11 protein-coding genes are annotated in these 11,838 nt (G+C 67.5%); 1 reads left to right on the plus strand and 10 read right to left on the minus strand.

Annotated features, from left to right (window positions below; translation table 11 throughout):
- Nucleotides 1-145: 145 nt before the first annotated feature.
- From atpD to ACT54L_RS21095, 6 genes are all read right to left on the minus strand, one after another.
- On the minus strand, nt 146-1,582 hold the full coding sequence (gene atpD, locus ACT54L_RS21070) for a F0F1 ATP synthase subunit beta (RefSeq protein ID WP_476087603.1): 1,437 nt from the start codon (nt 1,580-1,582) through the stop codon (nt 146-148).
- Between the two features lie 30 nt (nt 1,583-1,612).
- On the minus strand, nt 1,613-2,482 hold the full coding sequence (locus ACT54L_RS21075) for a F0F1 ATP synthase subunit gamma (RefSeq protein WP_476087604.1): 870 nt from the start codon (nt 2,480-2,482) through the stop codon (nt 1,613-1,615).
- Between the two features lie 56 nt (nt 2,483-2,538).
- Nucleotides 2,539-4,068, minus strand: coding sequence for a F0F1 ATP synthase subunit alpha (gene atpA / locus ACT54L_RS21080; RefSeq protein ID WP_476087605.1), 1,530 nt, complete (start codon nt 4,066-4,068; stop codon nt 2,539-2,541).
- Complete coding sequence (locus ACT54L_RS21085; protein ID WP_476087636.1) at nt 4,068-4,598, minus strand: F0F1 ATP synthase subunit delta; 531 nt, start codon at nt 4,596-4,598, stop codon at nt 4,068-4,070. Before ACT54L_RS21085 ends, atpA begins: the two co-directional genes overlap by 1 nt.
- A 494-nt stretch (nt 4,599-5,092) precedes the next feature.
- On the minus strand, nt 5,093-6,442 hold the full coding sequence (locus ACT54L_RS21090; protein ID WP_476087606.1) for a S41 family peptidase: 1,350 nt from the start codon (nt 6,440-6,442) through the stop codon (nt 5,093-5,095).
- A complete protein-coding gene (locus tag ACT54L_RS21095; RefSeq protein ID WP_476087607.1) occupies nt 6,439-7,830 on the minus strand; it encodes a murein hydrolase activator EnvC family protein in 1,392 nt (463 codons plus the stop codon). The genes ACT54L_RS21090 and ACT54L_RS21095 overlap by 4 nt, the downstream gene beginning before the upstream one ends.
- 105 nt (nt 7,831-7,935) lie before the next feature.
- On the opposite strand from ACT54L_RS21095, the gene ACT54L_RS21100 reads away from it, so the two are divergent.
- A complete protein-coding gene (locus ACT54L_RS21100) occupies nt 7,936-8,652 on the plus strand; it encodes an SDR family oxidoreductase (protein WP_476087608.1) in 717 nt (238 codons plus the stop codon).
- A gap of 9 nt (nt 8,653-8,661) precedes the next feature.
- Here ACT54L_RS21100 and rlmH read toward each other — a convergent pair whose 3' ends face one another.
- The 4 genes from rlmH to ACT54L_RS21120 form a co-directional block, all read right to left on the minus strand.
- Nucleotides 8,662-9,144, minus strand: coding sequence for a 23S rRNA (pseudouridine(1915)-N(3))-methyltransferase RlmH (gene rlmH / locus ACT54L_RS21105; protein ID WP_476087609.1), 483 nt, complete (start codon nt 9,142-9,144; stop codon nt 8,662-8,664).
- Between the two features lie 34 nt (nt 9,145-9,178).
- The gene (gene rsfS / locus ACT54L_RS21110) at nt 9,179-9,577 is read right to left on the minus strand and encodes a ribosome silencing factor (protein WP_209105401.1); all 399 of its coding nucleotides are present in this window, start codon (nt 9,575-9,577) and stop codon (nt 9,179-9,181) included.
- 99 nt (nt 9,578-9,676) lie between these two features.
- Complete coding sequence (locus ACT54L_RS21115; RefSeq protein ID WP_476087610.1) at nt 9,677-10,351, minus strand: nicotinate-nucleotide adenylyltransferase; 675 nt, start codon at nt 10,349-10,351, stop codon at nt 9,677-9,679.
- Nucleotides 10,351-11,646 carry a glutamate-5-semialdehyde dehydrogenase gene (locus tag ACT54L_RS21120; RefSeq protein ID WP_476087637.1) on the minus strand — a complete coding sequence of 432 codons (1,296 nt, stop codon included), beginning with the start codon at nt 11,644-11,646 and terminating at the stop codon, nt 10,351-10,353. The genes ACT54L_RS21115 and ACT54L_RS21120 overlap by 1 nt, the downstream gene beginning before the upstream one ends.
- Nucleotides 11,647-11,838 lie beyond the last annotated feature (192 nt).

The raw sequence follows: 11,838 nt of genomic DNA on the forward strand, positions 1-11,838 counted from the left end.
CTGCCTCTCAATCCGCCGTCACCTTGCCGGGCCGGGCGCCGATCTCCAACGGATCGATCCGCCCCTGGCACCGGACGCGGCCGCGCGGCAGGCGCGGCCGTCCTTGTCCTAGAACCGGAACCCCCATTCGGGGTTCCCGGATCGATCAGGCCGCCTCGGCGGCCATCTTCTTGCCCTTCTCGATGGCTTCCTCGATGGAACCCACCATGTAGAAGGCCTGCTCGGGCAGGTGGTCGTACTTGCCTTCCACCAGGCCCTTGAAGCCCTTGATGGTGTCGGCGAGGTCGACGAGCTTGCCGGGCGAGCCGGTGAAGACTTCCGCCACGTGGAAGGGCTGGCTCAGGAAGCGCTCGATCTTGCGGGCGCGGGCCACCACCAGCTTGTCCTCTTCGGACAGCTCGTCCATGCCCAGGATCGCGATGATGTCCTGGAGCGCCTTGTAGCGCTGCAGGGTCTGCTGAACCTGACGGGCCACATTGTAGTGCTCCTCGCCCAGGATCATGGGCGAGAGGATGCGCGAGGTGCTGTCGAGCGGATCCACCGCCGGATAGATGCCCTTCTCGGCGATGGAGCGCGAGAGCACGGTGGTGGCGTCCAGATGGGCGAACGAGGCGGCCGGCGCCGGGTCGGTCAGGTCGTCCGCCGGCACGTAGATGGCCTGCACCGAGGTGATGGAGCCCTTGGTGGTGGTGGTGATGCGCTCCTGCAGGGCGCCCATGTCGGTGGCCAGCGTCGGCTGATAGCCCACCGCGGAGGGGATGCGGCCCAGCAGAGCGGACACTTCCGAGCCGGCCTGGGTGAAGCGGAAGATGTTGTCCACGAAGAACAGCACGTCCTGGCCCTGGTCGCGGAAGTGCTCGGCGACGGTCAGGCCGGTGAGCGCCACGCGGGCACGGGCGCCCGGAGGCTCGTTCATCTGGCCATAGACCAGGGCGCACTTGGAGCCGGCGGACGAGCCATTGTGCTCGTGCGGGTCCACGTTCACCTTGGACTCGATCATCTCGTGATAGAGGTCGTTGCCCTCACGGGTGCGCTCACCCACGCCGGCGAACACGGAATAGCCGCCGTGCGCCTTCGCGATGTTGTTGATGAGCTCCATGATGAGCACGGTCTTGCCCACGCCCGCGCCGCCGAACAGGCCGATCTTGCCGCCCTTGGAATAGGGGGCCAGCAGGTCCACCACCTTGATGCCGGTGACCAGGATCTCGGCCTCGGTGGACTGCTCGGCATAGGAAGGCGCCGGCTGGTGGATGGCGCGCTTGGTCTCGCCGACCACCGGGCCGAGCTCGTCCACGGCCTCGCCGATGACGTTCATGATGCGGCCGAGGGTGGCATCACCCACCGGAACCATGATGGGGCCGCCGGTGTCGGTCACCGCCTGGCCGCGCACCAGACCCTCGGAGGAGTCCATGGCGATGGTGCGGACCGTGTTCTCGCCCAGATGCTGGGCAACCTCGAGCACCAGGCGATTGCCCTGGTTGGTGGTCTCGAGCGCGTTGAGGATTTCCGGCAGGTGGCCGTCGAACTGCACGTCGACGACGGCGCCGATGACCTGGGTGATGCGTCCGGTGGGGTTCGCCATTTTCGTCGTCCTTTATCCGTCCCGCTGCCGTCAGAGCGCTTCGGCGCCGGAGATGATTTCGATGAGTTCCTTCGTGATCATGGCCTGACGGGTCCGGTTGTAGACCAGCGTCTGCTTCTTGATCATGTCGCCCGCATTGCGGGTCGCATTGTCCATGGCGCTCATCTGGGCGCCGTAGAAGGAGGCCTGATTCTCGAGCAGGGCGCGGAAGATCTGCACCGCGATGTTGCGAGGCAGGAGGTCCGCCAGGATCTCGCTTTCCTCGGGCTCATAATCATAGACCACCGCCTCGCCGGCCTTCGCCTCGAAGGTGGCGGGAATGATCTGCTGGGCCGTGGGGACCTGCGCGATCACCGTCTTGAAGTGGGAATAGAACAGGGTGCAGACATCGAAGCTGCCCTGATCGAACAGGGAAATCACCTTGTGGGCGATGTCCTGGGCATTGGTGAAGCTGAGCGTGCGCACGGACCGCAGGTCCACCAGTTCCACGATCTGAGTCGGGAACTGCCGGCGGATCTGGTCATAGCCCTTGCGGCCGACGCAAAAGAACTTCACGTCCTTGCCCTGGGCCATCAGCGCCTGGGCCCGCTCGCGCGCCAGGCGCACGATCGAGGTGTTGAAGGCGCCGCACAGGCCGCGCTCACCGGTGCAGACCAGCAGCAGGTGCCGCTGGTCGGAGCCGGTGCCCGCGAGGAGGAGCGGGGTGTCCGCACTGGTGGTCATGCCGCCGGCCAGATTGCCGAGCACGGTATCCATGCGCTCCGCAAACGGACGGGCGGCTTCCGCTGCCATCTGAGCACGACGCAGCTTCGCCGCGGCGACCATCTGCATCGCCTTGGTGATCTTCTGCGTCGCCTTCACCGAGGCGATGCGGTTTCTTAGGTCTTTCAGGCTCGCCATCGCACCCGTCCCTTTGCGTCACTTTCCATCGGAAGCCGAAGAGCGTCCGTCAGGGCTCAGGCGAAGCTCTTGGCGAAGGCGTCGAGGGCCTTCACCAGCTTCTCCTGGGTGTCCTTGGAGAGCTCCTTGGAGGTGCGGATGGTGTCGAGGATTTCGGGGTGCTGGGAGCGCAGGGCCAGCAGGAGACCCTGCTCGAACTCGCGCACCTTGCTGACCGGCAGGGCGTCCAGATAGCCGTTGGTGCCGGCGAAGATCACCACCACCTGCTCCTCGACCTTCAGCGGGGAGAACTGACCCTGCTTGAGGAGCTCGGTGAGGCGGGCGCCGCGGTTCAGCAGCTTCTGGGTGGCGGCGTCGAGGTCCGAGCCGAACTGGGCGAAGGCCGCCAGCTCGCGATACTGGGCCAGCTCGCCCTTGATCTTGCCCGCCACCTGCTTCATCGCCTTGATCTGGGCCGAGGAGCCCACGCGCGACACGGACAGGCCGACGTTCACCGCCGGGCGGATGCCCTGGTAGAACAGGTCCGACTCCAGGAAGATCTGGCCGTCGGTGATGGAGATGACGTTGGTCGGGATATAGGCCGACACGTCGTTGGCCTGGGTCTCGATGACCGGCAGGGCGGTCAGGGAGCCGGCGCCGTTCTCGTCATTGAGCTTGGCGGCGCGCTCGAGCAGGCGGGAGTGGAGGTAGAACACGTCGCCGGGATAGGCTTCGCGGCCCGGAGGACGACGCAGCAGCAGCGACATCTGACGATAGGCGACCGCCTGCTTGGACAGGTCGTCATGGATGATGAGCGCGTGCATGCCGTTGTCGCGGAAGAACTCGCCCATGGCGGTGCCGGCGAACGGCGCCAGGAACTGCATGGGGGCCGCGTCGGAGGCGGTGGCTGCAACCACGATGGAATATTCCAGCGCGCCCTGCTCTTCCAGCACCTTCACGAACTGGGCGACGGTGGAGCGCTTCTGGCCCACCGCGACGTACACGCAATACAGCTTGGCCTTCTCGTCCGTGCCCTGGTTGATGGGCTTCTGGTTGAGAATGCTGTCGAGCGCCACGGCGGTCTTGCCGGTCTGGCGGTCGCCGATGATGAGCTCGCGCTGGCCGCGGCCGATCGGGATCAGGGCGTCGATCGCCTTGAGGCCGGTCTGCATGGGCTCGTGCACGGACTTGCGCGGGATGATGCCCGGCGCCTTCACGTCCACGCGGCGACGCTCGGTGAACTGGATCGGGCCCTTGCCGTCGATGGGATTGCCGAGCGCGTCGACGACGCGGCCGAGCAGGCCCTTGCCCACCGGCACGTCCACGATGGCGCCGGTGCGCTTGACGGTCTGGCCTTCCTTGATCTCACGGTCGGAGCCGAAGATCACGATACCGACATTGTCGATTTCGAGGTTCAGCGCCATGCCGCGCGTGCCGTTCTCGAATTCGACCATCTCGCCGGCCTGGACATTGTCGAGGCCATAGACGCGAGCGATGCCGTCGCCGACGGACAGAACCTGGCCGACCTCCGAGACTTCCGCCTCCTGGCCGAAATTCTGGATCTGCTCTTTCAGGATGGCAGAAATTTCAGCGGCTCGAATGTCCATCAGCGGACCTCTTTCATCGCATGCCGGATAGAATTGAGTTTGGTCTTGAGCGAAGCATCGACCATGCGCGAGCCGAGCTTCACGATCAGACCACCGAGGATGGACGGATCGACGGTCACGTCGAGGCTCACGTCCTTGCCGGTCTTTTCAGCCAGCGCTTCCTTCAGCGCGGCAATATGGGTGTCGCTCAGGGGCTCGGCGGCGGTGACCTGCGCGGTCACTTCGCCCCGGCGGGCGGCGACCAGCGCGCCATAGGCCGAGACCATGGCGGGAAGCGCGAACAGGCGACGATTCTGCGCCGCGAGCTTCACGAAATTTCCGGCGAGACCGCCGATGCCCAGCTTGTCCAGCACCGCGACCACAGCCTTGAGCTGCTCGTCAGCCGTGAACACCGGACTGCGAACCAGACGCGCGAAATCGGGGCTCTCCTGGATCAGCAACCCCAGGGTGTCGAGATCCGCCTTCACGGCATCGATGGATCCGGCCTCATCAGCCAGCTCGAACAGTGCGGTCGCATAGCGCCCCGCCATGCCTGACACGATCGTCTCCGCCACCCGCGCCTCTCTCGGATCTTGTGACCTGACGGCGCCCAGCACGCCCTCCAAGGCCCAAACCCTTGATCTGTTGGGAATATCGATGTGCGCCCCCGGAAACACGGCAGAGCCGGTTCCCGATTTGCGGGGGTTGCCTAACACAGGCTTTGCGACGCGGCAACATGACCGATCCCCCGCATTCGTGCCGCATTGCCGCACCGGAGGCCGCAAAGGCACATTTTTCGCTGACGCAAGGGCATAATTCCGCCGTCCGTGACGCCCGGACGGCCGCGTTCAAGGCGCAGATTTCCCTGTGTGCGCGCCATTTTAGGCGGCCCGAGGGCGCGTGCGCCGCCGCCGGCGCGAAAAAGAGCGATTCGCCCTTGATGGCGCCTCCTGTGCATTGATCTGAATCGAAAGGCGCAGGACAGCCAAAAAAGAAAATGCCCGCCGGGTTTCCCCGGCGGGCCTCCAAACCTGCAAGCCGTCGATCAGTTGGCGACGGAGCTCTTGGTGGGATTGGGCGGGAAGGCCGCGTTCTTGGTGGTGCCTTCCAGCAACTCCACGGCCATCTTGAGCTGGGTGTCGTCCTTGGGGTCCGGCGGCACGTAGGAGGGCGAGCCCGCCTGCTCGTCGTCGCCATTCTTCAGGTGGCCCTTGAGCGAGGCCTCGCCGCGGGTGGTGTCGCCACCGGCCGCCGCGATCTTGGCCTTCTGCTCGTCGGGCAGGTCCTGGATGAGGACGATGTCCGGCTCGATGCCCTTGGCCTGGATGGAGCGGCCCGAGGGGGTGTAGTAACGCGCGGTGGTCAGGCGCAGGGCGCCGTTGCCGCCGAGCGGAATGATGGTCTGCACCGAGCCCTTGCCGAAGGTGCGCGAGCCCAGGATGGTGGCGCGCTTATGGTCCTGCAGGGCGCCGGCGACGATCTCCGAGGCCGAGGCGGAGCCGCCATTGGTCAGCACGATGATCGGCTTGCCCTTGGTCAGGTCGCCATTGCGGGCATTGAAGCGCTGGGTCTCTTCCGCATTGCGGCCGCGGGTGGAGACGATCTCGCCGCGATCCAGGAAGGCGTCGGACACCGCGATCGCCTGGTCGAGCAGGCCGCCGGGATTGTTGCGCAGGTCGAGGATATAGCCCTTGATCTTATCGGGCCCGATCTGGGCGGTCAGGTCTTCCACCGCCTTCTTGAGATTCTCGTAGGTCTGCTCGTTGAACGAGGTCACCCGCAGATAGGCGATGTCGCCATTCTCGATGCGCGAGCGCACCGACTTGATGCGGATGGTGTCGCGGACCACCTTGATCTCGATGGGCTTGTCCTGCCCCTTGCGCACCACGGTGAGGATGATGGGCGTGTTGACCGCGCCGCGCATCTTCTCGACCGCCTGGTTCAGGGTCATGCCCTGCACCTGCTCGCCGTCGAGCTTGGTGATGATGTCGCCGGCCTGCACGCCCGCCTTGGACGCCGGGGTGTCGTCGATGGGCGAGATGACCTTCACAAGGCCATCCTCCATGGTGACCTCGATGCCGAGGCCGCCGAACTCGCCGCGGGTCTGCACCTGCATGTCGCGGAAGCTCTTCGCGTCCATGTAGGAGGAATGCGGATCGAGGCCGGCGAGCATGCCGTTGATGGCCGCTTCCACCAGCTTGGCGTCGTCGGGCTTCTCCACGTAGTCGGAGCGCACCTTCTCGAACACGTCACCAAAAAGGTTCAACTGGCGGTAGGTGTCGGACGATGCCGCCTGCGCCGCCATGCTGGACAGCATGCCCGGCTGGGTGGCGAGAACCGCCCCCAAGGCGCCGGCCGCGACGCCGACAACAAAGAAAGACGTACGACGCATCATCCGCGCACCTTCTGACTGTCCGTTGCCGCCCACCATGGGGCGGGATCGATCGAGACTCCGTCTTTTCGGAACTCGACATACAATTGCGGCTGTCCCGAGGCTGAACCGGCAGATCTTGATCCGCCGCCCATCACCGCCACCGGCTCCCCCGTCAGGACGAATTGGCCGAGGTCGACCGAAATTCGTTCCATCCCCGCCATCAAGATATGGTACCCGCCGCCGGCATTGATGATCAAGAGTTGCCCGTAGCTGCGGAACGGTCCTGCATACACCACCCAGCCATCCACGGGCGAGGCCACTTGTGCGCCGGATCGGGTGGCCAGCGTCATGCCCTTCTCGGTGCCACCCACCGGGTCGGGGGCGCCGAATTCACGCACCCGCACCCCGGCAACCGGCAGCGGCAGCAAGCCTTTAGCCTGCGCAAAGGGCATCGCCGGCGACAGGCGCGCGGGGTTGGACAGGGCGGCCAGCTCGGTGCTGACCGGGGGGCCGTCGGGGCGCGCGGGGCCCGCGCCTGCCTTGGCGGCATCGGCGGCACGGCTGGCGGGGGGCACCTCGGTCTCCAGCCTTGTCACGAGATCGTGCACGTCCGGGGTGTTCCGGGCCACCAGTTCCGCCTGGGCGCGGTCGCCGGGCTGGGCGATCTGCGCCTCCGCCTCGCGCTTCTGGCGCTCCTCCACCAGCACGGCGATGCGCACCCGGTCCTCTTCCAGAGATGTGCGCAGGGCCTTCAGGGCGTCCTGGGCGGCGACCATTTCGGTGCGCACCCGGGACAGTTCCGCAAGGTCAGCGGCCAGCGTCTCCGCCTCCACGCGCAATTCCGGCAGGAGCGCACCCAGCAGAATGGCAGAGCGCACCGAATCGAGGGCATCGTCCGGGCGCATGAGGAGGGCTGGCGGCGGGTTGCGTCCCATGCGCACCAGCGCGGCCAGCACCTCCGCCAGGAGGTCCCGACGCTGCATCAGCGACTGGCGCAGATCCGCGGCCGAGCGGTCGAGGGCGGCCAGGCGCGGTTCCAGGTCGAGCAATTGCTGCTCGACCGTGCGGATGCGCGTGGTGGCGTCCACCAGCAGCCGGTTGAGCTTGCCGCGATCATTGCGCGCGGCCTCCAGATCCTGCCGCAGGCCCGCCTGGAACGTGGCATTGCGGGCAATCTCCGCCCGAATGGCCTCGGTGTCGAGATCGGCCGCGCCCAGATTGGCCCTGCCACCTGGACGGGGCTTCGGCAGGGGGGAGGGGGAGGCCGCCGCAGGGGGGCTCCCCGCGGCTGATGGCGCCGGCTTCGGGGTGTTCTGCGCCTCCAGCGCCACCGGCAGCAGCGCCGCGCCCGCGAGGACGAAGCCCCCGAGCATCAGGATGCGGACGTGCCGGCGCGGATGAGCGGTCATGAACGCAGCCTTAACCGGCGCGGGTTTAGGAGACGTAAACCATGACCGGCCAAATGGCGGTCGGGCGCAAGACAGGCCGGTTGCCACGCCGGCCCGGGGGGCGAGATGGACGAGACGGCAATCCTCATTACCGGCGCCTCCAAGGGCATTGGCCTGGCCACCGCGCAGCGGCTCGCCGCCCAGGGCCGGACGGTGGTGGGCCTTGCACGGGGCGTGGACCACGTGGACTTTCCCGGCACGCTCATCTCGTGCGACCTCTCGGACGTCGCCGCCACCGCGGCAGGCCTCAAGGCCGTGGCGGACCGCTTCACGGTGAGCGGCATCGTCAATAATGTGGGCGCTGTCATGCCCCAGCCTTTCGGCGCGGTGGACCTGGCCACGCTCCACGCCGTGCTGGACCTCAACTTGCGGGTCGCCGTGCAGGTGACACAGTTCTTCTTGGAAGGGCTGAAGGCGCGCCGCTATGGCCGCATCGTCAATGTGGTCAGCCGCGCCCTCCATGGCAGCATCGACCGCACCGCCTATTCGGCCGCCAAGGCCGCGCTGCTCGGCTGCACCGGCACCTGGGCCCTGGAGCTGGCGCCCTTCGCCATCACCTGCAATGCGGTGGCGCCCGGCCCCATCGGCACCGAGCTTTTTCGCAAGGCCCGCCCGCCGGGCAGTGAATCGGAAGCCCGCGCGCTGCGGGCGGTGCCCATGGGCCGGGTGGGCGAGCCGGCGGAAGTGGCCGCGGCCATCGCCTTCCTGCTTTCGGAAGACGCGAGCTTCATCACCGGCCAGCTCATCGGCGTGGATGGCGGCGCCAGCCTGCCGGGACGGTGAGCGGCGCGCTCAGGCCCGATGATAGGGATGGCCGGACAGGATGGTGGTGGCCCGATAGAGCTGTTCGGCCAGCATGACGCGCACCAGCTGATGGGGAAAGGTGGCGGCGCCGAAGGCGAGCAGAAGGTCGGCCTTGTCGCGCACGGCGGGGCTCAGGCCGTCCGCGCCGCCGATGACGAAGGCCATGGCCGGCGCGCCGGCATCGCGCACGGTCGCGACACGGGTGGAAAAATCTTCGCTGCTCAAAGGCTTGCCGCGCGGGTCCAACGCCACGATGCGGGCGCCGGGGGCCAGCGCAGTCAAGATCGCCCCGCCTTCCTCGGCCATGCGGTCTTCCGCGCGGCGGGCGGCGGATTCGGAGAGTTCGGCCACGTCGAAACCGGCGAGCCCCAGCGCACGTCCGGTGGCTTTCGCCCGGTCCAGGTAGCGGCCGACCAGTTCCCGCTCGGCGCCTGCTTTCAGGCGGCCGACACACACAAGTTGCAGGCGCACCGCACCTCCTCCGCGCGGCGCGGCCGTCAGACGCTCAGGCGCGCGCGGTGCCGGACCACATCTTCTCGATATTGTAGAAGCTGCGGACCTCCGGCTGGAAGACGTGGATAATCACGTCGCCCGCGTCGATGAGCACCCAGTCGCAGGCCGGCTGGCCTTCGACGCGCACATTGCGCACGCCCTTGGCCTTCAGCCCCTCGATCAGGTGGTCGGCAACAGCGCCCACATGCCGCTGCGAGCGGCCGGACGCGATCACCATGTAATCGGCGATGGATGTCTTGCCCCGCAGGTCGATGGAGACGATGTCTTCCGACTTGTCGTCATCGAGGCTGGCAGTGACGAAGGCGAGAATCTCCTCCGCATCAAGCTGCGCTTCGGAGACTGAAGCGGGCGCCGGGGTGGGGGCGGCCGCCAGAAGAGCCGTCGTTGACAGGGGTCCAGATCCTCTCGATCAAATCAACGGCCCCCTGGGAACCGACGAAGCCGATCCCTGAAGCCGCATCGCTAACAATGCCTTAAAATCCAGCAAACATCAAGGGTTCCGCATCCCCTCCCCCGCCGCGCTCCCCTGCCCCGCTTCTTGTGCAGCGCGAATGCGCGTGGAGGAGACGGGGGATTTCATGCCGTGCAGGAACACCCAGGCCGGCGCGGAGAGGGTCGGCAGGATGGCCGCGTCGCTTTCATCAATGCGATATTTGGCCAGCGCCCGGCCGGCGATGGAGGCGGTGGCGGCCAGCGAGGAACCCATGCGGTCCACCACCGCCAAGGGCACGAGATCGGCCAGTTCCCGCCAGCTCTGCCATTTGTGGAAGGAGGCCAGATTGTCCGCCCCCATGATCCACACGAAGCGCAGGCGGGGCATGCGCCGCTTCAGCCGCTCCACCGTCTCGCAGCTGTAGCGGGTGCCCAGCATGGCCTCGCCGCCAGTCACATCGATGAGCGGATGGCGCGCCACCCTGCGCGCGGCCGCCACGCGATGGGCCAGCGAAGGCAAGCGATGATTGTCCTTCAGGGGATTGCCGGGCGTGACCAGCCACCACACCCGGTCGAGACCCAGCCGCCGCAAGGCCAGAAGGCTCGCCGCCCGGTGCGCCTCATGGGCAGGATTGAAGGTGCCGCCGAACAGCCCCACCCGAAGGCCGGGCACGGCCATGGGCAGGCGCTCGGCCTCGGCCTGCGTCACCCGCACGGGCCGATTCCCCGGCATCACGGACGGATCTGGCCGGCGCCGTGCACGCGATATTTGAAGGTGGTGAGCTGCTCGGCACCCACCGGGCCACGCGCATGCATGCGGCCGGTGGCAATGCCGATCTCGGCCCCGAACCCGAACTCGCCGCCATCGGCGAACTGGGTGGAGGCATTGTGCACCACGATGGCCGAATCCACCTCGGAGAGAAACTTGGCGGCCGCCGCCGCGTCCGCCGTGATGATGGAATCGGTGTGGTGGGAGCCGTGCCCTTCGATATGGGCGATGGCCGCGTCGATGCCCTCAATCACCTTGGCGGAGATGATGGCATCCTCATATTCGGTGTCCCAGTCCGCCTCCACCGCCGGCTTCACCCGGGGATCGACCGCCTGGGCCGCCGCATCGCCGCGCACCTCGCAGCCGGCATCCAGAAGCATGGTCACCAGCGGCGCCAGATGGGTGGAGGCACAGGCCGCGTCCACCAGCAGCGTTTCCGCCGCGCCGCAAATGCCGGTCCGCCGCATCTTGGCGTTGAGAAGCACGGTCTTGGCCATGTCGAGATCGGCGGCCGCATGCACATAGACATGCACGATGCCGTCCAGGTGCGCGAAGACCGGCACGCGGGCCTCGGTCTGCACGCGGCCCACCAAGCCCTTGCCGCCGCGCGGCACGATCACGTCCAGATTGCCGCCAAGCCCGGCCAGCATGGCGCCTACGGCCGCGCGGTCCGCGAAGGGCACGAACTGCACGGCATCCTCGGGCAGCCCCGCCTGCCGCAGGCCCTGGACGAATGCGGCATGAATGGCGCCGGAGGAATTCAGGCTGTCGGAACCGCCGCGCAGGATCACCGCATTGCCGGCGCGCAGGCACAGGGCCGCCGCGTCCGCCGTCACATTGGGCCGGCTCTCATAGATGACGCCGATGACGCCGAGCGGCGTGCGCACCCGCTCAATCTTCAGGCCATTGGGCCGCGTCCAGCTCTCGGTGACGGCACCAACGGGATCGGGCAGCGCCGCGACCATGTCCACGCCGGCGGCGATGGCCTCCACCCGCGCGGGAGTCAGGGCCAGGCGATCCTGGAATGCGGCGCTCATGCCGTCCGCCCTGGCGCGCTCCAGGTCCCGGGCATTGGCCTCCAGGATGGCGGGCGCGGCGGCGCGGATGGCGGCGGCGGCGGCTTTCAGGGCCGCGGTCTTCTGGCCTGCATCGGCCACGGAGAGGGTGCGTCCGGCAGCCCGCGCCTTGCGCCCGAGGTCGAGCATATAAGCGTTCACATCCGCCGGCGGCTTGGCGGAACCCTCAAGGGAGGGGACCATCGCACGGGCAGCGGACGAGACGGACATGGCTTTGCTCACGGCTGATTTCTGGCCCGCCTGACGCGGCGGGGCGCCATACATAGCATCGGGTTACCCGGCGTGACAGGGGCGCAGGCGGAACCCTCGGGCACGGCCATGCATGGATTGCAACCCAGCGCGGTGCCCCGCACCCACATCTGAGCTCCCGAGAGC

Source organism: Aquabacter sp. DMC10, from assembly GCF_056314145.1.